Origin of the sequence: Pseudoalteromonas sp. S3431, assembly GCF_000690035.1 — a bacterium.
GTDB lineage: Bacteria > Pseudomonadota > Gammaproteobacteria > Enterobacterales > Alteromonadaceae > Pseudoalteromonas > Pseudoalteromonas fuliginea.
Window position 1 is genome coordinate 17,577 of record NZ_JJNY01000031.1, and the last position, 25,181, is coordinate 42,757.

Genomic DNA, 25,181 nt, shown 5'->3' on the forward strand with positions numbered 1-25,181 from the left:
ATGCATCAGATTACTTTGTTGATGCATTGGTTATTTTTGGCGTCACTTTTACTCTTTTCACCACAGTTTTATTTGCTTCATCAAGCTTAATAAAGTAAGCATTACCGCCAATACCTTTAAACTCTTCATCTGTGAATACAATGGTGTTGTCGTCAAAGAACGTAACAGCCTCTTTTTGAGTAACAATCCCTAGGTCTATTTTTGATACATCACCAGAGAAAAATTTATCACCTTCAAAGTTTTCAAATAACCAAATACTGGTTGAATCAAGTAATACCAATTTTTTACGGTCTGGACTTAAGGCTGCTGATGTTATCCAACATAGTTTTTCTAATGTAGTACATGTTTTAAAAGAATCGATTAACTCAGCTTTAAAGTTAGCGGCGTGATCGCCCACTTTATATACCTTAGTAATACCATCAAACGGTTCAGTGCGGTTTTTAGTAAATAAATATAAATGACGGCCAAGCGCGACAAATGCTTCTAAATCAAAATTTCGATTATTGGGTTTTATTGGACTTCCATCCATTTCTGGGTAGGTAAACTTTATAATTTCTGCTTGAGTTATATCTGTTTTTATATCTATTGGGTTTTCTATTTTATAAATAGTGAGCCATCTGCGGTCGTTTTTGTTATTGCCAAAATCACCTAGGAAAAAATGCCCAAACTTGTTTTGAGTCATATCTTCCCAGTCTATGTTTTTGGCATTTTCAACTAAGATTTCTTTGGCGATAGAGCCATCTTTATTGAGCCTATATAGTTTGGGTTCATTGCCTCCATCGTTAATAGCCCATAGGCGTTTTTGCTTATCAAATTCTATACCTGATATTTCTTTTAATTTAGGATCAACTGAGATTTCTTTTTTGCTATAAAGGGTATAGATTGAAGAACCAATAAGTGTGGCTATTATTAAAAAGGTGATTGCTATAGTTATTAGAATGCTTTTTTTCAACATGAAAATTATGATATTTCAAAGTATTAATATGCGGTTTATTATCGTTTATAAAAGCGCATAACAAAAGAATTTTATAAGTTTAAGTAATACTTTTGAATTATTTCATGTTTGGTACTAATAAAAGTTTAGACAATAAATAAAGTGTGGCACGTCTAGTTGGTTTAAATATTGCTCTATAATATTGAGCTTTTCAAAAGTGAATGTTTAGATACTAACTGCACTTTTTAGGTGCAAAAAAAAGAATTGCTGCACTGTAATAATGCGTAAATAAAGTTTTGGTTAACTTACAACGTGTTTAATGATTTTGAATGGAATCCACATCGCCTTTTTGTTTAGTTGTATGGCCTGTGGCAAAGATTAATTACCCTTTATGGTTTAGTTGGAGCCTGCTATGTTGAATAAACGTTTTTTTAAAACAAAAGATGAAGCTGAAGTTACTTTTGAGTTCACTCACCCTGAGGCAGAGCAAGTCTGTTTGCTAGGTGAATTTAATGATTGGCAGCCAGTGCCAATGAAGCTCAATAAAAAACAGGGCGTTTTTAAGTGTAAGCAACGCCTTCCTATTGATCAGCAGTTCCATTTTCGTTATCTAATCAATGGAGATATTTGGGATAACGACCACCAAGCCGACGGTTACATTGGTAATACATTTGGCACAGAAAATAGCATAGTGAATACGCAACGTATAAATTAAGGCCAATAAATGGACGCTCTTTCGCAGTTATTTTACCTGCATGGCATTGGTTATGAATTCACTAAATACACTGGTGAACAGGTTGTTTTTAGCAACGATACACGAAAGCAAGCTTTACAGTGCTGTGGTATTGACACCGACGATGCTAATCAAATAGCGCATCTTAACTATGAATTAGATGCAGCTACTTGGCAGCAATTAGTTCCGCGTGTTAGCTTGCTTGAATGGCCTGAAAATACCTTAAAGATTCGTATAGATGAGCGTCAACAGCATTTATGTGTAGGCATAAAAGTAGAGGCGCTTGGTCTTGACTTGGCATTTCAAACTATGCGTGATTTACCTGTCACAGGTGAATATTACTTGCATGGCGTGCGATATATTGAGGTTGCGCTTGAATTACCTTTTATCCCAGCTGGATATTATGATGCAACGATAAAAGTAGGCGAGCAATTTTCAAATACACAGGTTTGGTCTGTTCCTGAACAAGTATATCAAGTAGATGATATAAAGCGTACAGGGCTCTCTATTCAGCTTTATACTTTAAAAAATAAAGCGCTATTAGGTGTTGGAGATTTTAGCGATTTATTATCGTTAACTCATTTATGTAGTGCGCAAAACATGGATTATATTTTACTTAATCCACTTCATTTATTATTTGCCGATATGCCAGAGCGAGCAAGTCCTTATAGCCCTAACAGTCGTGCTTTGCTAAACCCTTTGTATATTGCCATTGATTTATGTGACGACGCTAATAACAATGCAGAGCTAAATGCTTTAATGCAAAGTGATGATGTTATTTCTCTCATGCAAAGCAATGAGCAATTTATAAATTACGAAAACGTAAGTCGTGTTAAATATACGTTATTTAAAGCGCTTTATAGTCAGTTTGAATTAACTGCCAGTAATGAGCGTCGACAAGCGTTTACAGCATTTTGTAACACTCATACAAGTACGCTAAATACCCTTGAATCAGACAATTTAACGTTTGACTATTATTTGCAGTGGCAAGCGTATTTACAGTTAGCACTTTGTCAAAAAAGTTGTATAGAGCTGGGAATGGCTATTGGTTTAATCAACGATTTAGCTGTTGGGTGTGCTGGCGATGGGGCTGAATTTAAAAATCAGCAATCATTATTTAGCCAAGAGGCAAGTGTTGGTGCCCCGCCAGACCCATGGGCTGAAGCAGGTCAAAACTGGGGGCTTCCAGCACTCAATCCTCGCAGTCTTAGCAATAATCACTTCGAGTTTTATCGCTCACTTATTCGCGCAAATATGCAAAATGTAGGTGGTCTCAGAATTGACCATGTAATGGCTATTAGGCGTTTATGGTGGTGTTTTGAAACGAATGGTAAACAAGATGGCTGTTATGTTTATTATCCGTTTGAGCATTTACTCGCAATTTTAAAAATTGAATCGCATATTAATCAAAGTATTGTTATTGGCGAAGATCTGGGTGTAGTCCCCCCTGAGGTAAGAGATGCTTTAGCCTCTAGCGGTATTTTTTCTAACAGCTTATTTTATTTTGAAAAACAGCACGATGATGAATTTTTATTGGTTAACGATTTACCATCACGTTGCTTATTAATGATTGCCAATCACGATGTGCCTCCTTTTATGGGCTGGTGGCAACACGATGATTTAGATATAAAGCAGCAATACAGTTTAATTAACGAGCAGCAATGCAACGACTTAACCCACCAACGTATTGAAGAGCAAGAGCGATTATTGCGCTTTATTAATGCCAATCAAACAAATGAACTTAACCTACAAGCTAATGCAATGGACGTTTATAAATCACTTGCCTTATGTTTAGCAAAGTCGCAATCACGATTACTTGCGCTGCAAATAGATGATTTAGATGAGCAGCTTTACAGTGTGAATATTCCAGGAACTGATACCGAGTATCCCAATTGGCGGCGTGTTTTAACACACACTTGCGAAGAGATTTTTAGTAAAAATGCCTCTTTGTTAGCTGCAATAGATTCAATAAGGAAAGGTTAATGAGTAGCTCAGCAGTAGATAATATTGGATCTTCTTTTAATAGTTATGATGATCAAGTACAAGCGTTAAGCGCAGGTCGTTTTAAAGACCCGTTTAGCTTTCTTGGGGCACATAAACTAACAAACACAGACACAGAGTTACGACTTTACTTACCCACTGCGTTGAATGTTGTAATTAACCTTGGCGGTAAAAAAATAAAAGCGCTGCGATACAAGCAAAGTGATTTGTTTATTGCAAAGCTAAAAACATTGCCAAGCGCGCCATATCAATGTGATGTTGAATACACAAATACAGCCGTTACGTTTTACGATGAATACAGTTTTGACACTGCGCTCGATACACAGGCAATGTACTTATTTAACGAAGGTAGTTTAGAGCATGCATACTCACACTTTGGTGCACATTTTAGCACTCAACAAAATGTAGAGGGGGTGCGTTTTTGTGTGTGGGCGCCAAATGCAGCAAGTGTATCAATTATTGGTGAATTTAATTTTTGGCAAGCTAATCGTCACTTTATGCGCTTTCATCCTGCAAGTGGTGTATGGGAATTATTTATACCAGGCCTTAAAGCTGACATGTGCTATAAATTTGCAATTACCGCACAAAGTGGAGACGTGTTTGAAAAAGCAGACCCATATGCGTTTAAAATGCAGCAAGCCCCCGGTACTGCCAGTGTATTGCAATACAAACCAGAACCTATAATTCTTGATGAACAGGCCTTAAAAAATAGACAAAAGCGTAACCATATTGATGCACCAATTAGTATTTATGAAGTGCATTTAGGCTCATGGCAACGCGCTGAAAATAATCGTTATTTAAGTTACGTAGAGCTTGCTGACAAGCTAGTTAGCTATGCACTTGAAATGAATTTCACCCACCTACAGCTTATGCCTATCAGTGAATACCCGTTTGATGGCTCGTGGGGCTATCAACCCGTTGGTTTATTTGCACCTACTAGCCGTTTTGGTGACTATAACAGTTTTAAATATTTTGTAGAGCAATGCCATAAAGCAAATTTAGGTATTTTACTCGACTGGGTACCTGGGCATTTTCCAAGTGATCCGCATGGTTTGCATCGTTTTGATGGCACTCATTTGTACGAACATGCCGATATGCGTCAAGGTTTTCATCCCGATTGGAATACCTATATTTATAATTACGATCGCCCTGAAGTTAAAAGCTTTTTGATTTCTAATGCAATGTATTGGTTACACCAATTTGGGCTTGATGGTTTACGAGTAGATGCAGTGGCTTCAATGTTGTATTTAGATTACAGCCGTAAAGAAGGTGAATGGATCCCTAATTGTTATGGTGGACGTGAGAACCTTGGTGCAATCGAGTGCCTAAAGCAGGTTAATTTACGAAGTTATAAAAACAACCCTGGCATCATGATGGTAGCCGAAGAATCAACTGCATGGCCAGGTGTTACACAAAGTGTTGAGCATAACGGTTTAGGGTTTGGCTATAAATGGAATATGGGCTGGATGAACGATAGTTTGCACTATATGCAACGCGATCCGCTTTACAAACAGCACCACCATCACGAAATAACCTTTTCGATGGTATACGCCTTTAGTGAGAACTTCATACTGCCATTGAGTCACGACGAAGTAGTGCATGGCAAAGGCTCACTTATTGAAAAAATGCCAGGGGATGATTGGCAAAAGTTCGCAAACCTTCGAGCTTATTATGCGTTTATGTGGGCGCATCCAGGTAAAAAATTATTGTTTATGGGTTGTGAAATAGCTCAGCGCACTGAGTGGGGCCACGATCATTCGCTTGATTGGCACTTATTAGAGCATCAAAGTCACAATGGTATAAAACAAACAATTAAAACACTCAATCATGTATATAAAAACCAACCTGCTTTGTACGAACTTGACACAAGTGCAGCAGGCTTTGATTGGATAGATAACAACAATAACGATCAAAGTATTTTAAGTTTTGTAAGGTATGCCAAAAATGCACGAAATTTAGTGGTTGTTATAGCTAATTTCACTCCAGAGTCTTATCAAAATTACGTCATTGGTGTGCCAAATAAAGGCCGCTATAAAGTAATTTTAAATACAGATGAAACCGATTATTTTGGCTCAGGGATAGACGTTACACAAAACGAATCAAAGATAGTTACTACCTTCGACAGCCCTAATCATGGGTTCGCTCAAAGCATTTCTATTGCCATTGGTGGTTTAACTACTATTTATTTACAAAAGGTCGAAGATGAGTAATCAATTTGAAGTCACTCACGGCCAAGTTGAACCCTTAGGTTCAAGTGTTACTGACGGCGGTGTAAATTTTGCACTTTATGCGCCAAAAGCAACTCAAGCTTATTTATGTTTATTTGACAAAAGTGGCCATTCAGAAATATTAAAGGTGGCAATGAGCATTAACGAAGGCGGCATTTGGAGTATTCATATATTTCCTTTAAATACAGGTGCTTTGTATGGCTTTAGAGTAGAGGGTGAATATAACCCTAAGCACGGTCAATTATTTAACGAAAACAAACTATTAATAGACCCTTACGCAAAAGACTTATTTGGTGAGTTTACTTGGAGTGAGCGTCATTATGGGCAAATGCCAATCGGCACTAAAAGCACCGTAAATAATGCGATTGATATACCTAAGTCAAAAGTAGCGGCACCTGTGTTGTACGCGCATAAAAAGCCAAACCATAGATGGTCAAATACGGTTATATACGAATGCCATGTGAAAGGAGCAACGTGCCGTCATCCCGAAATTCCTAAGTACCTACAAGGGAAATTTTTAGGACTAAGTCATCCCAGTTTTATTGAACACTTACAGAGCTTTGGTATTACAGCTGTGGAACTTTTACCTGTTCATTCATTTATTAGTGAACAATTTTTAACGGGTAAAGGGCTGCAAAACTATTGGGGTTACAACACGCTTAACTTTTTTACACCTCATAATGACTACTTGGTTAAAGACGATATAAATGAGTTTAAGCAAATGGTGCGAGAGCTTCATGCGGCCGACATTGAAGTTATTATCGACGTTGTTTACAACCATACCGCAGAGGCCGGTAATGATGGCCCAATATTGTCACTTAGAGGCTTTGATAACTTAGCTTATTACCGCACTGTAAGCGATCGACCAGATTTATATATAAACGATACTGGATGCGGTAACACGATTAATATTGACCACCCTCGTGTATTACAACTTGTACTCGATAGTCTTCGTTATTGGGTTGAAGTAATGGGAGTTGATGGCTTCAGGTTTGATTTGGCGACTATTTTAGGGCGTTCTCAATCTGGGTTTAGCGCTTCTCATACTTTCTTACAAGCGGTTGCCCAAGATCCTATTTTAAACAAAGTAAAGCTTATTAGTGAACCGTGGGATATAGGCCCTGGTGGCTATCAGTTAGGTGCTTTTCCGGCACCTTGGCGTGAATGGAACGACCAATATCGTGATGTAATAAAGCGTTTTTGGAAAAGTGAAGAAGGCATTATTGCCACCGTTGCCAAACGTTTACATGGCTCATTTGATATTTTCGAGCACAGTGAGCGCGGTCCTCTCAATAGTATAAATTTTATAACGAGTCACGACGGCTTTACGCTTGCTGACTTAGTTAGTTACGAAGAAAAACACAATGAGGCAAATGGTGAGCAAAATCGAGATGGTCACAGTGCTAATCATTCTTTTAATTGTGGTGTAGAGGGATTTACAAATGATCCCAAAATAACAGCGCTCCGCTTGCAACAGCAAAAAAACTTTTTGCTTACACTTATTTTGTCCAAAGGAGTTCCTATGCTCTCATCTGGGAGTGAAATAGCGCATTCGCAAGGGGGAAATAATAATGCTTATTGCCAAAATAATCGTACCAGTTGGCTTGCATGGAAAGACTCACAATTAAATCATACATTGACTCGTTTTATAGACGATGCACTAAAAATCAGACGTGCCCACAGTGCGTTTAAACACAGTGTGTTTTTAGATGATATTGATGAGCGCTTTACAGTTAGGTGGTTTACCGAAGAAGGTGTAACTATGACTGACGCGCATTGGCATGAAAATACGCGTCAGTTTTTAATGTACAGCTTGCTCGATAAGCAAAATAAACATGCACTTTTAATAATTTTTAATGCGAGTAAAAAAGTAATGTCCTGCCAATTGCCGCAATCTCCAATAAGTGCGCCTTGGCAAATGGTTTTATCAAGTGTAAATAATGCATCTGTAAGTAGTAACAACGATGCGATGGTTGAAATTTCTGCACAAAGTAGCTGGGTTTTCAGTTCAAATTTAGAGGAAGTAGGTCATGGCTAAGCAAGATGAACAAGTGTGTGTAGTAAAGGGTTGGCAAGAAGGCCCTGTTATTGATGAAAGTACGTTAAAAGATGATTTAACACGTCACTTTTATTACACCCTCGGCCGAGATAAGGTCGGTGAATCACAGTTATATTTATATCATGCATTAGCGCTCACTATTCGCGATCGACTTGTTGCTCGTTGCAGAGAAACCAATCAACAAATTAGACAGCAAAAGCGCCGTAAAACGGCTTATCTTTCTCTTGAGTTTTTAATGGGACGAGCACTGGGTAACGCTATTTTAAATTTAGATTTAGATGATCAAGTTGCTTCTGCATTACAAGAATATTGTACAACAATCGAAACGCTTGAAGATGCCGAACATGATGCAGGGCTAGGTAATGGTGGTTTAGGGCGTTTAGCGGCCTGTTTTTTAGATAGCTGTGCAAGTTTGGCCCTGCCTGTCATTGGGTATGGCCTTCGTTACGAATACGGTATGTTTAATCAGTCTATAAATGACGGAAATCAAATAGAACAACCCGACAACTGGCTTCGTGAAGGACATCCATGGGAACTGAGTGCTCCAGAGCATGCAAAGCGCGTTAAGTTTAGTGGCTATGTGCAAAGCTATACAGATAAATATGGCCGAGAGCATCGTCAATGGATGAGTTCGCACGATGTATTAGCTGTGCCTTATGATGTACCAATTCCTGGCTATAAAAATAATATTGTTAATACACTTCGTCTGTGGAAGTCAGAAGCGACAGATGAATTTAATCTAACTGAGTTTAATGCTGGTAGTTACTCAGAAGCTGTAGCACAAAAAAATCTAGCTGAACAAATTACTATGGTGCTTTACCCAAACGACAGTAGCGAAAATGGTAAAGAACTTAGGTTACGCCAACAGTATTTTTTATCGTCTGCGAGTATTCAAGACATTGTTGATCAATGGGTTGCACAACACGGTGAGAGTTTTTCTGATTTTTCTGATTTTCATGTGTTTCAATTAAACGACACGCACCCAAGTATTGCTGTTGCAGAGCTGATGCGTATTTTAATGGATGACTACGAACTTGATTGGGAAGATGCTTGGAAAATTACTACTAAAACAATGGCCTATACAAATCATACCTTACTTCCTGAGGCACTTGAAAAGTGGTCAGTATCTTTGTTTGCAAGGTTATTACCGCGTATTTTAGAAATAGTTTACGAGATAAATGCACGTTTTTTAGCCCAAGTTGCACAGCAGTGGCCAGGGGATGTTAACAAACAGCGAGCGCTATCGCTTATTGAAGAAGGTGATGAGCCGCAAATTCGTATGGCTTATTTAGCAATAGTCGGTAGTTACTCCGTAAATGGAGTCGCGGCACTGCATACTGAGTTACTAAAAGCAGGCTTGTTTAAAGAGTTTTATGCACTGTGGCCAGATAAGTTTAATAACAAAACAAATGGCGTAACACCACGTCGTTGGCTTGCTCACTGCAACCCTATTCTAAGCAAATTAATTAGCGAAAAAATTGGTAACGATTGGGTAGGCGATTTTAGTCAAATTAGTCAACTACGTCGATTTTTTGATGACCAAACCTTTCATATTCAGTGGCAATCAGCTAAACGCGAAAACAAACAACGCCTTGTTGATTTAGTCAAAGCGCGTTGCGGTGTTGAGTTCGATGTATCGATGATGTTTGACGTACAAGTTAAGCGAATTCATGAATACAAACGCCAACTACTTAATGTGTTGCATGTAATTCATCTATATGACCGTATTCGTCGCGGTGATACGCAAGGGCTTGTTCCGCGTTGTGTATTACTCGGTGGTAAAGCAGCGCCAGGCTATTACATGGCTAAAAAAATTATTAAGCTAATCAACAATGTGGCTGAGGTTATTAATAAAGATCCATTAGCAGCACCGTATTTACGCGTAGCATTTTTACCAAATTATAACGTAACAGCAATGGAAGTTATTTGCCCTGCAACCGATTTGTCAGAGCAAGTGTCTACCGCAGGTAAAGAAGCATCAGGTACAGGTAACATGAAGTTCATGATGAATGGTGCATTGACGATAGGTACACTTGATGGCGCAAATATTGAAATTAGAGATGCCGTGGGTGCTGATAATTTCTTTTTGTTTGGTGCTCAAGCACATCAAATTGATGATATTAAATCACGTTATAATCCAGAGCATTTAATTTCACAAAATAGTGACTTGGCAAACGTAATGCAGCTTTTAGAAAGTGGCCATTTTAATTTATTCGAACCATGCTTATTTGATGACGTGATCAATGCGATTAAGAGCCCGAACGATCCTTGGTTGGTCGCGCATGATTTTGAAAGCTATGTTGATGCTCAAAAACAAGTAGATAAGACCTACACTGATCAAGCCTACTGGACACAAATGAGTATTTTAAATACAGCAGCCAGTGGCATGTTTTCAAGTGATAGAACCATAAGCCAATACAGTGACGACATTTGGCATTTAGAACCCCTCAACATTAGTGCAACAGACTTAACGACAACTAAAAGTCATACCACTAACAGCAAAAACTAAATGGAGAGAGTATTATGCCCAACTACGAAAATCGTTATATAAGCAGCCTAACCAGAGAAACTTACGCACTAATACTGGCTGGAGGTCGCGGTTCACGCCTGCATGAACTGACTGACTGGCGAGCAAAGCCTGCGGTTTACTTTGGTGGTAAACATCGAATAATCGACTTTCCGTTATCTAACTGTATTAACTCAGGCGTTAGGCGCGTTGGTATTGCTACACAATATAAGTCTCATTCACTTATTAGGCACGTTAACCGTGCTTGGGGGCATTTTAAAAAGGAATTGGGAGAGTCGGTTGAAATTCTACCCGCATCGCAGCGTCAAGGCGATGATTGGTATTGTGGAACCGCCGATGCTGTTTTTCAAAATATAGATATTATTCGTCATGAATTACCAAAATATGTGATGATTTTATCGGGCGATCATGTGTACCGTATGGATTACGGTGCTCTTTTAGCTAAGCACGTAGAAAATGGCGCCGACATGACTGTTTGTTGCATCGAAGTACCCGTAGAAGAAGCCGCCGATACCTTTGGTGTAATGACCGTTAATGAGGAAAATCGTGTTTGCCGTTTTGACGAAAAGCCTGCAATGCCAAGTTCAGTACCTGGTAAGCCAGGTACGTGTTTAGCTTCAATGGGCAATTACGTATTTAACACCGAATTTTTGTTCGAACAGCTCAAAAAAGATGCTGAAAATGAAGGCTCTGGTCGCGATTTTGGCCACGATATTATTCCAGCGATAATAGAAGAGCATAACGTATTTGCCTTCCCATTTAGAGATCCAAACCAAGAAGGGCAACCTTATTGGCGTGATGTAGGTACGCTAGATTCATTCTGGGAAGCTAATATGGAACTGGTAATGCCTGAGCCGCAACTTGATTTATACGATCCGACGTGGCCAATTTGGACCTATCAGGAACAACTACCGCCCGCTAAGTTTATTTTTGATGACGATGATAGGCGCGGAATGGCCTTAGACTCAACAGTTTCTGGTGGTTGTATTATTTCGGGCTCTGCTGTTAGAAAGTCTTTATTGTTTTCAAATGTACATATTCGTTCATTTTGCGAGATAGAGCAGTCAGTTATATTGCCTGGTGCAATTATAAATAGAGGCTGCAAAATTAAGCGGGCGATAATAGATAGAAGCTGTGAGATACCAGCAGGACTAGAAATTGGTTTTGATCGTAAGACAGATGAAGACAATGGCTTTAGGGTGTCTAAAAAAGGCATCGTACTCGTGACCCGTGATATGCTCACTGAGCTTGCAAAAAAGCTTGCGCGCCAAGCAAATGAAAATAAAAAGTTAGCTTAAATAAACTAGCTAACTAATTTTAAGCATGACAACAAGGCTTGCTCTTTATTGAGCAGGCTCATTAGGTTAAAGGAAGTAGTAAATTAATGCATGTATTAATGGTTGCAGCAGAGAACGACGCGTTACCAGGCGCTAAAGTAGGTGGAGTAGCTGATGTAGTGCGTGATGCACCAAAGGCGTTGGCAGAGCAAGGTGTAACTGTAGATGTTGTTATTCCTGATTACGGCTTTGCGTTTATTGAGCGTATTTATCTCGGTGAAGTAACGGTTGCTTTTAATGCACAGCCACATGTTTTAACACTTTTTAAAGTACGACAAACGCAAAGTAATGTCAGCCAAATTGTTATTAGCCACCCATTGTTTAGTGAATCAGGCACTGTTTACTGCAACGATGCACCCGGTAGGCCATTTGCCACGGATGCAACCAAGTTTGCTTTATTTAATGCCGCAGTTTGTGAGGCATTATTACAAGGGGTACTTACACGCCCTAATGCATTACATTTGCATGATTGGCACAGCGCGTGTGTTGCCGTTTTAATTAAATTTGAGCCACGTTATAGCGCACTAAATAACATACATATAGCCTACACTGTACATAACATAGCGCTGCAGGGAATAAGGCCTTTTAAGCACGATGACTCGAGTCTAGAAGCATGGTTTCCTTCGCTTAGTTATAACGGTCAACATTTATGTGATCCACGTTATCCGCATTGTTTTAACCCAATGCGCAGTGCCATTAACCTATGCGATAAAGTACATGTTGTATCACCAACCTATAGCCAAGAAGTACTTAAACCAAGTAATTATGAACATGGTTTTTTTGGCGGCGAAGGGCTTGAGCAAGATCTGCAAAATGCGGCAGAACAAGGCAAACTGGTTGGTATTTTAAATGGCTGTGAGTATCCTAAGTTAACAAATGAAAATGCAGACCTAAATACTTTATATAAAAAAATAGAGAACACTTTATTTAGCTGGATGAGTAACCATAAGCAGCTTCAAAGTGGTTATTATATTGCGCACCAGCGACTACAGCAATTCAAAGCAGCAGCAAATAATGGCCCATTAGTAACAAGTGTAGGCCGACTTACAGAGCAAAAAGTCTTGTTGTTGTGCCAGCAGGTGAACGGTACTTTAGCGATTGATAACGTTTGCCAACTAGTTAATAAATACGGTGGTCGATTCATTGTTTTAGGTTCGGGTGACAAAGAGCTTGAAAGTCTTTTTACTAAAGCGATGGCACGCAATTCTAACCTTTTATTTTTGCAAGGTTATGGTCAAGGTGTTGGTGATTTAATGTATCAACTAGGTGATTTGTTCTTAATGCCAAGTTCGTTTGAGCCATGTGGTATAAGTCAAATGCTGGCAATGCGAGCGGGACAGCCTTGCTTGGTGCATAGTGTTGGCGGATTAAAAGACACCGTTCAGCATAATGAAAATGGTTTTAGTTTTAGTGGCGACACATTAGCCATGCAAACTAGTAATTTAATCACCTGTTTAGACGAAACACTCTCAATTAAAAAGCAAGAACCTCAAAAGTGGCATAAAGTAAAAAAGGGTGCTGAGCAAGCCCGTTTTTCATGGACGCAAATCGCAACTGCTTATATAACAATCTTATATAGGTAAATTATTACGTGCTTTGCAAAGTTCAGTGACAATTGTATCGCTTTAATGTTTAATGACTTGGTCTGATATAAAAAACAAGAAGTAGGTAATGTGTCTGTATTTGTTGCAAGGCAAGCAATATTTAATCGTCGTCAAAATGTAGTAGCTTACGAGCTACTTTTTCGTGATAGCCCTAAAAATTATTTTCCTGATATTGCAGAAGGCCAAGCGACCGCTCGTCTTATTATGGAGAATCAACTTAACTTAGGTACTCGCCATATTACATCAGGTAAAAAAGCACTCATTAATATTGGTCCTGAATCATTGAAGCTCGACTTATGCGCTTTTTTGCCTTGCCAAGATGTTGTAATCGAACTACTTGAAACCATTGAGCCAAACGATGATAACTACGAACTATGCCGAGGTTTATTTCATAGTAATTATAAACTCGCACTCGATGATTTTGTGTATAAACCACAGTGGGATCGTTTTTTAAAGCTCGTCAAATTAATAAAATTTGATATAAGAATGACACCGCTTAACGAAATACAACCCATCGTTAAAAAGCTGCAAGCACATAAACAAATAAAAATATTAGCCGAAAAAATAGAAACTCAAGACGACTATAAATTAGCCTTTGATATGGGGTTTGATTATTTCCAAGGTTATTTTTTTGCAAAACCCACTATGATCAAGCAAAACGATATCGATTATAATTATGGGTTAGTTGTCGCTATTTATGCTGAAATAATGAAGCCAAACCCAGATATAAAAGTTATATCTGGGTTGTTTGAGCTAGATGCCGCCCTTGCATATAAACTACTGCGTTTAATAAACAGTGGTGTTTTTCCTATACAAAGTCAAATATCGTCATTAAAGCAAGCACTTGTCTATTTAGGGCATGATCGTCTTAAAAAGTTTGTGAGCCTTATTGTTACCGCTCATACAGCAGGAAAAAAGCCTGCTGAGCTAATGCAGGTTTGCGTTGTTCGTGCTCGTTTTTGTGAGCTTTTAGCAAAAAATGTAGCAAAGAGCCAAACTGGAGAGGCTTTTTTAACCGGTTTATTTTCATTGCTTGATGCAATACTTGATCAACCGATGAGCTTACTCGTTGAAAAGCTGCCTTTTCCAGATGAGATAAAAGCTGCATTATTAAATGATAAAAATAACCTTTACTATATTTTAAATGTTGTTAGAGCATACGAAACTGGAAGCTGGTGGGCGTTAGAGCAAGCTGGGCTTTTGTTGAATATAGACAATGCTATACTGCCTGCACTCTACCAGCAGTCGGTCAATTGGGCCGACAGCTATAAGAACAATATTTAACGGACACTAGCTTTAATGCGCAATTACAATATGGACTTCATTCGTGGCATAGCTGTACTGGGCTTAGTTTACATGAATAGCTATGCTTTTGGTGTTTTTGAATTAGGCTACATTGCGCACAGTAATGCCCCTGTTAGTGACTCTATTATTTATATTTTTAGTACCTTATTTGTAGACGGTCGTTTTAGAACGCTGTTTAGTTTGCTGTTTGGGGCTGGGCTTTATATTCAATGGCAACGTTATAAGTCTGATGTGCAGTTAAAAAGTAGGCTTTACTGGTTAATACTGTTTGGTTTAGCGCATGGGTTTTTACTTTGGGCTGGTGATATTTTATTTGTTTATGGCATTTCAGGTTGGTTTACTCTGAAATACCTACAAAGCGATAATGCGTTACTTTTGAGGCGAGGTCTTGCATTTATTTTACTGTGTGGCATCACCACTGGGCTGGTTATGTATAGTGCACCTGTGGATATTATTTATCGCGACTCTCAAGATTTTATTTCTTTATATAGCCCACATTATTTTGATTATTTTATTTCTAATTTCGGTATGAATGCATTAATGGTATTTATAGTGCCCATAATGACCTTGTGGATGTGTGCAGGGATTATGCTCATTGGTATTTACTTGTATAAACAGGGAGTATTTAGCGAAGGCTTAAGCACAAAACAGCTAGCAATAATCGTTATTGCAACCGCTACTTTGAGTGCGTTTAGGCTCTATACCTCGCAATACAGTAGTGGCTTTATGTATGCCATACAAGAGTTAATAAATATGTTTGCGGCACTTGGAATGGCGACGCTGTATATTCATTTTATTGTTAAATTTTGCAATAACAGCGCACACGTTGGCAAGCTTATTCAGCAAACAGGGCGCTTAGCATTTACCTTGTATATTAGCCAAACACTCATGCAACTATTGTTATATAAAGTGCTGTTTACACACTGGGTACTCGGTTTTGATCGTATTGATTACTGGGTGCTGGCAACGGCATTAGTTGTACTGCAGCTCATATTTACCTTTATATACAGCCGCTATTTTAACCAAGGCCCACTTGAATTTGTATGGCGTAAATTAACGAAAGCAAAAATTAATGCTTAAACACCTATAAATTCTAAATTAGGGGCGAAAAAATAGTGTGGGTGGTTTACACTACTCGCCTTAAAAATTACTACGCTATAAGTGCCATGACCGAATTAAAACGTTTAAATAAATTTATTAGTGAAACAGGATTTTGTTCACGCCGCGAAGCCGATAAATATATTGAGCAGGGTCGTGTCAGCGTTAATGGCTACTCTCCAGAAATGGGCGTAAAAGTAGCCGCTACCGATGTTGTATTAATTGATGGCAAGCCACTTAAAGCCACACCAAAGCGCGTTTATATCGCTTACAACAAACCCGTTGGTATTACGTGTACTACCGAAAGTAAAATTCAAAGTAATATTATTCGCGCGGTAAATTATCCTACGCGTATATTTCCAATAGGGCGCTTAGATAGACCGTCTGAAGGGCTTATATTTTTAACTAACGAAGGTGACATCGTTAATAAAATTTTGCGTGCGGGCAATAATCACGAAAAAGAATACGTTGTTACGGTGGATAAACCGCTTAATCGTCAGTTTGTTGCAAAAATGGCCAATGGCGTGCCTATTTTAGATACCGTCACTAAAGAATGTAAAGTCACGCAAAGTGGCCCTAAAGAATTTAAAATAGTACTTACCCAAGGTTTAAACCGCCAAATACGCCGCATGTGTGAATATTTAGGTTACGAAGTGGTTACGTTAAAGCGCACTCGTATAATGAACGTAACACTAAAAGGTTTAAAGGTAGGGCAGTGGCGTCATTTGTCTGATACTGAAATGGCGCAAATAAACGACTCGATTTCTGACTCAGGTAAAACCCAAGAGCATTCGCTTGATGCTAACAAACAATCAGAAAATAATACGCCGTCGGCTCCCAAAAAACGTGATTTTCAGGGTGAAAACCCTCGCCGTTTTAATAAAGGCGAACAAAGTGGCGAGCGTAGTACTGAGCGAAGTTCAAATCGCAACTCTGAGCGCAGTAATGCTAATGGCGAGCGCAAAAATGAGCGCAGTAAAGCACCTTATCAAAAGCGTTCTACCACGTATGTTGGTAAGCCAAAAAGTATTAAAGAGAATAAGTCGTCACAGTCAAAACCTAGCTCGGGGCGTACCCTTAGCTTAAAAAAATAATCTGCAGCTAAGTGGTATTCTACTACCACTGTATTTCTTGTACTATATTGCCAAGTGGGCTTGTAACGCCCACTAAATTTATATTGTTATTTTGCAAAGTCACCAATCTATTCTTATCTAAATACCATCTAAAAGTGTATTTTCTGTAGTTCTGTAAACTAAGCACAGTTAGCGTTGCACAACTGTACTCATAATCAGTTGGGCAACTACCTACCTCAAGTAATTGATGCTCTTGCTGCCATATATTATGGCTGTGTTTATTGGCCCATAATTTCACAGAAATACAAACTGACGTCCATAACCATAAGTAAATTAAAATAGGCAAAAACATTGGTATAAATGCGCTTCGGAACTTCCCATGCTCAGCAATATAATTTTTAACTGTATGTTTAAATTCAACATTATTATTATATTTTTTATATAGGTGCCTTAATAAAACAATCGACAACACTATCGCCGTTATTGGAAATAACGTAAATGTTAAGGTGTTATATATACCGTTGGGAATAAATGCGGGATCGGCTTGTTCATCCTATGCAAGTAGAACCAGCGGAGGTGCTGTTACTAAAAGTAATAGGGCGCTGTTGAAGAGTTGCTTAAAGGTCAAAGGGTATTCACTTATAAAATGCTAAAGCCAATATAAAATAAGAGTATACCTAAATAAACAGCAATCGCCGATAACGAGTTTTTAGAGCGCAGGCGCTTAACAAGGTCGCGTGTGCCATCAACCATGCCTGAAATCACCAGTACTAAACCACCTGTAAATCGGTAGTTGTTTAAGTTCACGTTACCATTCTCGTCAGTTATAAAGCGTAAATAACCAAAAAGTATAAAAACGCTGCCCGCTATTAGTATCGCGGTTTTAAATTTTCCAAGGCTTTTCCATGATATTTAGTTAGATACTAAAATGCCACTGAGTTTAGTCAGTGGCATTTAACTATATTACGAATTTAGTATTTATCCATATTTACTTTGCAAAACCACCTAGAGGCTTTAATAGAAGTGGTGACAATGCAGCATGTTTATCGGTTAGTTCTTTAGGTAAATCACCCAAATGAACCATACGTGTTGGTGTTGCTGCAGCAATCCAGCGCTCTGCATGATCATCCCAGTTTTGAATGTGTATATGCGATGCTTCTAAATCTCTAAAGCGCTCATAAACCATAATATCGCCATCGTCAGACATGTAATATTGGTAATTTAGTGTACCAGGCTCTGTTTTTGCACGTTCTACTTGTGAATTCATCACCGCTTTAAAGTTTTCAAGTTCACCAGCATTAAGTTTAGCTTCTACTATCCATCCAAAATTTTTAAACATGACTTTCTCTACTTAAATAAATTGCCTCTGTATAAGTGAGGCTAAAAAGTTAAAGGCAATTTCTATCGCCCTAGTTAGCATACCTATCGCTTAATTGGTAAGTGCTTAGATAACGAAGCTAAGTGTACAGAGTATTTAAATATTGATAATAACCGCATTTATTTAATCAGTTTATAGTAAATGTATATAATAATAGTTAGCCTATTTTGCAGGCCATTTAAATTTTTAAGTTAAAATTGCTATATAGACGTGTTGTTAAGCTATTTACAAGTACACTTAGTTATATGAAGGGTAAGCTGTTAAGATGCGCCGTCTTAATAATGTAGAAAGGTTATAGAAGTAGCATGTCAAAGTTTTTCTTTATGGGTAAGCCCGACATAATGGGTAAAAATAACAGTAATGGATTTGCACCAAAACGTACTGCCAAGCCAGGGACAGAGTTACATCCGCTAACATTAATTGTAAACTCGGCTGAACGACAATCTGAAGTACAAGCAATATTAGCAGAGCATTCGCTGTTTGCTTCGATTGAAGTTAAAGCAGATGTACCAGAAGATATTCGCGAACTAGACTTTGCGCTTAGCAAGTCAATACCACAAGTATTTGATAAAGTACCAGAGCGTAACGCACCCTGTGTATGTGGTAGCGGAAAAAAATATAAGAAGTGTTGCGGCTAATTTATTAACCACTCAATATGTGGCCTTTCTTTTTTCATCGGTATTAAATAAAAATGCCACTGACCTTGAGCCAGTGGCATTTTTTATGTTAACCGATTAGATGTTTAACTACTTACGCGGTTCGTAATCAATTCTAAATATAACCGTGTAAAGTACTGGCACTACAATGAGGGTTAGTATGGTGGCAAAGCCTAAACCGAACATTATGGTTACCGCCATTGACTGAAAAAACACGTCAAATAGCAGCGGGATCATACCTAAAATAGTGGTTATAGCGGCCATAGCAACTGGGCGTACACGACTCACACCAGAGTCAAATACGGCTTCATAAGGCGATTTACCTTTCCTTAATTCGAGATTTATTTGATCGACCAACACAATCCCATTTTTGATCAACATACCGCTTAAGCTTAACAAACCAAGCAAACCCATAAAGCTAAATGGTGTATTCATAATCAATAACCCTGCACTTACGCCAATAATAGCAAGAGGCACGGTTGCCCAAATTACCAAAGGTTGCTTAACTGAGTTGAATAATAATACAGTTACTGCAAACATAGCTAAGTAACCTAATGGTAAAGAGCCAAATATTGCTTTTTGAGCCTTGCTTGATGACTCAAACTCGCCGCCCCATTCCAGTTGGTAACCACGTGGCAGTTCCATATTCTCTATTGGGCCGCGAATACGCGCAAATAGTTTAGCTGGGGTTTCATCGCCGAGTACATTATGATCGGCCATCACAGTAATAGTACGTTTACGGTCGCGGCGCATTATTAGGCTGTCTTCCCATTGTACAATAAACTCGTCTACTACTTGGGTTACTGGTACAAATACACCAAGTACTGGGCTGTATATTTGAAGGTCCTGAACGCTTTCTACGTTTAAGCGCTCGTTAGCCGGGGATCGTGCAATAATAGGCAGCAACTGCGTACCATCACGATATACACCTACTTGCTTACCTGACAAACTGGTGAGTAATATATCATCCAAGTCTGATTTGCTAATGCCTAAGCGGCGTGCTTTTTGTTCGTTAAACTGTGGGCGAATCATTTTGGTACGTGCGCGCCAGTCATTACGAATATTGTATGCGCCATCATCGTTACCAATCAGTTCTTCGGCTTTAGCGGCCAGTTGCCTTAAAATAACAGGATCAGGGCCCGAAAAACGGGCTTCTATTTTTGCATCAGTAGAAGGACCAATTTCCATTGGTTTAATTTTAAGTTGTGCAGAAAGCGCATACTGATTTGAATAATCACGGACTTTTTGCATTATAGTGGCAACAGCTTCCCTGTCGGCAACACGAACAATCAATTGCCCATAAGCTGGGTATGACTTTTCTGGCGCGTAGGTAAGCATAAAGCGCGGTGCGCCTTGCCCTGTGGTACTTGTTACTTCTTCAACGAGTTCTTCTTTTTGTAAAAACGCCTCAAGCTGTTTAACTCCCTCAAGGGTTGAGCGAACATCAGAACCTTGTGCTTGCCAGTAATCTACATAAAACATAGGTGTATTTGAGGCAGGAAAGAATGACTGTTTTACAGAGCCAAAACCAACAACCGCAGTACACAGTAAAACAACCATTAATATAAGCGTGGTTTTTCTAAAGTGTAGAGAAAAATCTAATACAGCCTTATAGCCATTAAAAATAAAGCCTTTGTATGGGTCTTCATCTTCTTGGTCATTTTCGCCTTTGAATTGAGTTTCTTTAAACATCAAATTGGCAAAAAATGGCGTTAATGTAATAGCTGTTATCCAACTTAATAAAAGCGAAATAAACAGCACCCAAAATAAGCTACCGGCAAATTCACCACTGGCATCAGAGCTTAAACCTATTGGTGCAAATGCGGTTACCGCAATGACTGTTGCACCTAGTAAAGGCCACTTTGTTTGTTCAACAATATTAACTGCTGCTTTGAGTTTTGTTTGGCCACGTTTAAGGTTTATTAGTATGCCTTCGGTTACTACTATTGCGTTATCAACCAGCATCCCTAGTGCAATAATAAGTGCCCCAAGCGATATGCGCTGTAAATCGATAGCGAACAACTTCATAAATATAAATGTACCTAGTACGGTCAGTAGTAAAATACCACCAATTAAAATGCCGCTTTTTAGCCCCATAAACAAAAGCAAAACCACAATTACAATCGCAATAGCTTCAACCAAGCTGATAATAAATCCATCAACTGACTTTTCAACTTCTTTAGGTTGATTGTATACCGAACTAATATCAATGCCATGTGGTCGTTGATACTCAAGCGATGCCAAGTGTTCATCTATATGCTTGCCTATATCAACCACGTTAACACCAGAGGTAAATGACACACCTATTAATAATGCTTGTTCATTATTGTAGCGAATAATATTACTTGGTACTTCGGCATATTCTCTGTGTACCTTGGCTACATCACCTAAGTAAATTAGCTCACTTGCGCCTGTTTTTGAAATCAGTAGCGTTTCAAGCTCTTTTACATTTTTAAACTCACCCGTTGGATGAAAACGGATTGATTCATCGCCTACGCGAATTTTACCCGCGTTTGATACCGTGTTTTGCGATTGTAAAAGTTGAAATATATGACTAGGAGCTATGCCTAATTGCGCTAATTTACGAGTCGATATCTCTACCATAACCTGTGCTTGCTGCTCTCCAGCAACGGTAACTTTACTAACCCCCTTAACAAGTACCAGCTCGCGCTTTAAATAGTCTACGTAATCTTTAAGTTCATCATACGAATAGCCATCGCCTGTTACCGAATACATCACACCGTATACGTCGGCAAAATCATCTAAAATTATACTTGGGTAGACACCGGTAGGTAATGAGGGGGAGAGATCATTAATTTTACGACGCATTTCATCCCATATTTGTCGCAGTTGTTCTTTACGGTAAGTGCTTTTCATTTCTACTGTAATTTGCGATTTTCCATTTGACGAAATTGACGTTACATAATCGACATAAGGTAATTGTTGAATCGCATTTTCGATTGGGAAGGTTACTTCTTCTTCAACTTGTTGCGGTGAAGCACCTGGGTACATGGTTATAACCATGGCCTTTTTGAGTGTAAATTCAGGGTCTTCTAATTGCCCTAAATCAAAATACGATACGCTACCACCAATTAATAGCAGCAACGTAAACATCCAGCTGATTACTTTTTTTTCTATAGAAAGTTGTGCAAAGCTCATTATTATAAGCCTCGCTCTTTATTCCACGCGCGTACCTTCATTCCTTCTTTTATTGAGTGTACACCCGCAGCCACAACTATTTGACCTTCTTTAATGCCGCTTAGTACTTCAATGCCGTCGCGATGAAGTTGACCAATTTCTACCGCTTGCTTATGAACCTGACCTGTTTGCTCGTCGTAAAGCCAAACATATGCATTGTTTTTAATGGTTTCTTGAGGATCAGAAAAAACGGATTCGATAGGTAAAATTGTGTAAGCAACTTGTGAGTTAGTTACTTTACTCAAATCAATTAGTACACTGCCTGTCATGCCAGCAAGTAAATTAAAGTCATCGGGTACAGGCAGAGAAAAAACAACTTTATAAGTAAGTGTTGCAGGGTCTGCTTGCGTATCCCATTCTTTTATCGTTAAGGTGTATTCTTTGTCGTCGTAACCGTCAAATTTAACAGTAGGTTGGTAGCTAGTGCCTTTATTAAAGCGTGCAACTATTTTTTCAGGAACTTGTATTTCAACGTCCATTAAATCGCGGGTTTCTAAGCGTAATATATTTTGCTTCGCTTGAATATTTTCAAAGTTTTTAACAAATACTTTAGCGACGATGCCACTAAAAGGAGCACGTAATTCACTGTACTCAAGGTTTGTTTCAGCTATTTTGAATGCTGATTCAGCAACTTGCATATCAGCAGTTGCTTTATCGAGCTCTGATTGGCTAGTAATTCGTTTTTCAAATAATTGTTCTATCCGGTTAAGTTGAGATTTTGCAAGTTCATACCTAGCTTTTCTATCATCATATTGCAATTCAAAATCTTCAGGATCGAGCTTTGCCAATAGTTGGCCTTTCTCTACATGTTCGCCTGCTAAGACAGGAAATTTTACAAGCTCGCCATTTACTCTAAAAGCAAGGTATGACCCTTGGTTTGCAACAACTTCAGCAGGAAAGCTGCGAATGTTAATTTGAGAATCATGACCTATGTTGAATAATTTAACAGGGCGAATGGGCTCTTCTTTAACTTGTTGTTCTGGCTCAGAACAGGCTATTAAGCTAAGTAAGGTCGTTGTTAATAAACATAGACGAAAGAGTTTCATGTCTTCTCCGTTGCAATAATGGCAAAATAATTAAGTGCAGCATACGCTGCAAACATATAAAATAAAAATCATTAAATTTTAGAAACTCAATAAGTTTTACTTATAATGTTGCAGAGCGGTATATGAAGCTGAATCAATTAATAATTTTAGATGCCATAGTGCAAAGCGCAAGCTTAAGTGGGGCAGCACTAAAGCTACATAAAACGCAGCCCGCGCTTACACTTGCTATTAAAAAACTAGAAGAAAAAATAGGATTTGAGTTACTAGATAGAAGTAAGTACCGATTACAGCTTACTGAAAAAGGGCGTATTTTTCACCGCGAGGCGCAGCAACTCCTGCATGCGAACGGCGAGTTAGCACAGCTTGCTAAAGAATTAGCACTCGGGAATGAGCCCCAATTTAGAATTTGTTACGAACAACTTTGCCATATGCAAAGTTACAACGAGATCATAAGTAATACTTTTAGGTTGTTTACCAGCACGGAATTTAGCTTAACAAGCGGGAAGCGCTTTATTTCGTTAGAGCAAGTAAACAGTGGGCAAGCTGAATTAGGCATTGGCCCGTGGTTTGATTTATTTCACGCGACAGGCGATTTAGAAAGCGTACCCATAGGCAGGCTCGATATTGGCATTGTTAGCGCTAAAGGCGCACTCCCTCAAAAACTAACCTATAGCGAACTACAAACGTATCCGTGTTTAGCCATGTTTGAAAGTGATTTGAGTATCGACAGTGACAGACTATCGTACTCAAAAGGCTCCGCCATGATGAAAATTGATGATGTATCGACCTTAAAATCGTTTTTACTCTCAGGCGCAGGTTGGGCAATGATGAGCCTAGAGCACTGCGACCCTGAAATAAAAGCAGGCTTACTTCAAGAAATACACATAACTGACCGTGAGCATAAGTTTAGTGCACAAATTAGAGCCTTTAGACAACATGCAGTGCACCATGGCCCTGTAGCGCGCACTATATGGGAGCAATTTAAAGTACTTAGTGAGGCGTATTTAAATGAACGCTGATATTGATAAAGAAACACTCATTTATACTGTTATCGCAGGCATACCAACAGGAAAAGTAGCAAGCTACGGGCAAGTTGCAGCTCTTGCTGGTTATCCGCAAAACTCACGGTTGGTCGGGCGCTTATTAAAAATGATGCCAAACGACTCGGTTATACCTTGGCACAGGGTAGTGAATAGCCAAGGTAAAATATCGTTTCCTGCAGGTAGCGAAAAATACCAAGAACAACGCGAAAAGTTATTATCAGAAGGCGTACTGTTTAAAAACGACAAAGTGAATATGCGCGAGTGCCGCTGGGAGTGATATGACTATTATGGGCAGGTAAGTGCCAGCTGCTGACCTCGAGGCGTGAATCTAAAACTTTGTTGGGTGGCGCCTTCTGCTTAACCAACCTACATTTTGACGTAGGTCGGATAAGTGGCGAAGCCACGCCATCCGACACAGTAAAAGATCTTATCAATTATTATCAATATTTTATGTTGTCGAGTGGCTGGAGAGTGCCACATAGCTGAATAGCTGACGGTGAAACACCTCGATAGGTATATTCTACGAATGACACCTAAAAAATGAATAAACTTTTTTATATTCAGATGGATAGTTTTTATCATAAATCTGAAGGGTCTTTTCTATACCTTCTGTGACCCCAATTGCACGCGATTTATACCCAGAAAATTCATCTTTTATCATTTTTCCTGAAGCAATAATTCCATTTAAGATTTTATTTGCTTCTTTCTCATGAATTTCAGATTTTTTGTAATCATTTGAATAAAATGCTAGCTCCGCACACTCTATCTGTTTTGCATATTTCCACCCAGCTTTGTTTTTTTCCTCATCGCTCCACTCAGTACTTCCATACACCGAAGCAACCACGAATAAAAAAATAATAGAAATTAATATTTTCATAATTTTCCTTTAATACTTAACCTTTAGAAAAACCTTTAAAGCTTTCTCGGCTACATCTTAAAACCTAACGCTTGCTAAACGACA

The 25,181-nt window shown here is 38.8% G+C and carries 20 protein-coding genes; 13 read left to right on the forward strand and 7 right to left on the reverse strand.

Annotated features, from left to right (window positions below; translation table 11 throughout):
• Positions 1-10 precede the first annotated feature (10 nt).
• On the reverse strand, positions 11-955 hold the full coding sequence (locus DO88_RS11540) for a hypothetical protein (RefSeq protein ID WP_033030158.1): 945 nt from the start codon (positions 953-955) through the stop codon (positions 11-13).
• A 391-nt stretch (positions 956-1,346) separates the two neighbouring features.
• Here DO88_RS11540 and DO88_RS11535 point away from each other — a divergent pair, with 391 nt between their 5' ends.
• From DO88_RS11535 to rluF, 10 genes are all read left to right on the forward strand, one after another.
• Entirely contained in the window at positions 1,347-1,649 is a 303-nt protein-coding gene (locus DO88_RS11535; RefSeq protein WP_007376355.1) for an isoamylase early set domain-containing protein, read from the forward strand.
• A gap of 9 nt (positions 1,650-1,658) precedes the next feature.
• On the forward strand, positions 1,659-3,650 hold the full coding sequence (gene malQ / locus DO88_RS11530; protein WP_033038812.1) for a 4-alpha-glucanotransferase: 1,992 nt from the start codon (positions 1,659-1,661) through the stop codon (positions 3,648-3,650).
• Positions 3,650-5,878 (forward strand): 1,4-alpha-glucan branching protein GlgB, encoded by a 2,229-nt coding sequence (gene glgB, locus DO88_RS11525; protein ID WP_033038814.1) that lies wholly within the window; start codon positions 3,650-3,652, stop codon positions 5,876-5,878. Before malQ ends, glgB begins: the two co-directional genes overlap by 1 nt.
• On the forward strand, positions 5,871-7,934 hold the full coding sequence (glgX, locus tag DO88_RS11520; RefSeq protein ID WP_033038817.1) for a glycogen debranching protein GlgX: 2,064 nt from the start codon (positions 5,871-5,873) through the stop codon (positions 7,932-7,934). The genes glgB and glgX overlap by 8 nt, the downstream gene beginning before the upstream one ends.
• Positions 7,927-10,464, forward strand: coding sequence for a glycogen/starch/alpha-glucan phosphorylase (locus DO88_RS11515; protein WP_033038820.1), 2,538 nt, complete (start codon positions 7,927-7,929; stop codon positions 10,462-10,464). Before glgX ends, DO88_RS11515 begins: the two co-directional genes overlap by 8 nt.
• 14 nt (positions 10,465-10,478) lie before the next feature.
• Positions 10,479-11,780, forward strand: a complete 1,302-nt coding sequence (gene glgC / locus DO88_RS11510; protein WP_007376350.1) for a glucose-1-phosphate adenylyltransferase — start codon at positions 10,479-10,481, stop codon at positions 11,778-11,780.
• An 86-nt stretch (positions 11,781-11,866) separates the two neighbouring features.
• Positions 11,867-13,402: a glycogen synthase gene (locus tag DO88_RS11505; protein ID WP_033038822.1), complete on the forward strand. Its 1,536-nt coding sequence runs from the start codon at positions 11,867-11,869 to the stop codon at positions 13,400-13,402.
• 90 nt (positions 13,403-13,492) lie between these two features.
• A complete protein-coding gene (locus DO88_RS11500; RefSeq protein WP_007376348.1) occupies positions 13,493-14,707 on the forward strand; it encodes an EAL and HDOD domain-containing protein in 1,215 nt (404 codons plus the stop codon).
• Positions 14,708-14,737: 30 nt separating this feature from the next.
• Positions 14,738-15,808, forward strand: coding sequence for a DUF418 domain-containing protein (locus DO88_RS11495; RefSeq protein WP_033038823.1), 1,071 nt, complete (start codon positions 14,738-14,740; stop codon positions 15,806-15,808).
• A gap of 86 nt (positions 15,809-15,894) precedes the next feature.
• Positions 15,895-16,920: a 23S rRNA pseudouridine(2604) synthase RluF gene (gene rluF / locus DO88_RS11490; protein ID WP_033038875.1), complete on the forward strand. Its 1,026-nt coding sequence runs from the start codon at positions 15,895-15,897 to the stop codon at positions 16,918-16,920.
• A gap of 22 nt (positions 16,921-16,942) precedes the next feature.
• Here rluF and DO88_RS19090 read toward each other — a convergent pair whose 3' ends face one another.
• The 3 genes from DO88_RS19090 to DO88_RS11485 all read right to left on the reverse strand — a co-directional run bounded on the left by DO88_RS19090 (position 16,943) and on the right by DO88_RS11485 (position 18,238).
• Positions 16,943-17,197 (reverse strand): hypothetical protein, encoded by a 255-nt coding sequence (locus DO88_RS19090; protein WP_232224794.1) that lies wholly within the window; start codon positions 17,195-17,197, stop codon positions 16,943-16,945.
• Between the two features lie 341 nt (positions 17,198-17,538).
• Complete coding sequence (locus tag DO88_RS19095) at positions 17,539-17,706, reverse strand: hypothetical protein (RefSeq protein ID WP_232224795.1); 168 nt, start codon at positions 17,704-17,706, stop codon at positions 17,539-17,541.
• A 181-nt stretch (positions 17,707-17,887) separates the two neighbouring features.
• A complete protein-coding gene (locus tag DO88_RS11485; protein WP_232224796.1) occupies positions 17,888-18,238 on the reverse strand; it encodes a putative quinol monooxygenase in 351 nt (116 codons plus the stop codon).
• Positions 18,239-18,582: 344 nt separating this feature from the next.
• On the opposite strand from DO88_RS11485, the gene DO88_RS11480 reads away from it, so the two are divergent.
• Positions 18,583-18,915, forward strand: a complete 333-nt coding sequence (locus tag DO88_RS11480; RefSeq protein WP_033038827.1) for a PBPRA1643 family SWIM/SEC-C metal-binding motif protein — start codon at positions 18,583-18,585, stop codon at positions 18,913-18,915.
• A gap of 108 nt (positions 18,916-19,023) precedes the next feature.
• Here the strand turns inward: DO88_RS11480 and DO88_RS11475 are convergent, their stop codons facing one another.
• Together DO88_RS11475 and DO88_RS11470 are read right to left on the reverse strand one after the other, a co-directional pair.
• Positions 19,024-22,092: an efflux RND transporter permease subunit gene (locus DO88_RS11475; protein ID WP_033038830.1), complete on the reverse strand. Its 3,069-nt coding sequence runs from the start codon at positions 22,090-22,092 to the stop codon at positions 19,024-19,026.
• Between the two features lie 2 nt (positions 22,093-22,094).
• The gene (locus DO88_RS11470; RefSeq protein WP_007376342.1) at positions 22,095-23,177 is read right to left on the reverse strand and encodes an efflux RND transporter periplasmic adaptor subunit; all 1,083 of its coding nucleotides are present in this window, start codon (positions 23,175-23,177) and stop codon (positions 22,095-22,097) included.
• Positions 23,178-23,299: 122 nt separating this feature from the next.
• On the opposite strand from DO88_RS11470, the gene DO88_RS11465 reads away from it, so the two are divergent.
• Both DO88_RS11465 and DO88_RS11460 read left to right on the forward strand, forming a co-directional pair.
• The gene (locus DO88_RS11465; protein WP_033038832.1) at positions 23,300-24,196 is read left to right on the forward strand and encodes a LysR family transcriptional regulator; all 897 of its coding nucleotides are present in this window, start codon (positions 23,300-23,302) and stop codon (positions 24,194-24,196) included.
• Positions 24,186-24,497: an MGMT family protein gene (locus tag DO88_RS11460; RefSeq protein ID WP_033038834.1), complete on the forward strand. Its 312-nt coding sequence runs from the start codon at positions 24,186-24,188 to the stop codon at positions 24,495-24,497. Before DO88_RS11465 ends, DO88_RS11460 begins: the two co-directional genes overlap by 11 nt.
• 243 nt (positions 24,498-24,740) lie before the next feature.
• Here the strand turns inward: DO88_RS11460 and DO88_RS11455 are convergent, their stop codons facing one another.
• Positions 24,741-25,097, reverse strand: coding sequence for a hypothetical protein (locus DO88_RS11455; RefSeq protein WP_033038836.1), 357 nt, complete (start codon positions 25,095-25,097; stop codon positions 24,741-24,743).
• Positions 25,098-25,181: the final 84 nt, after the last annotated feature.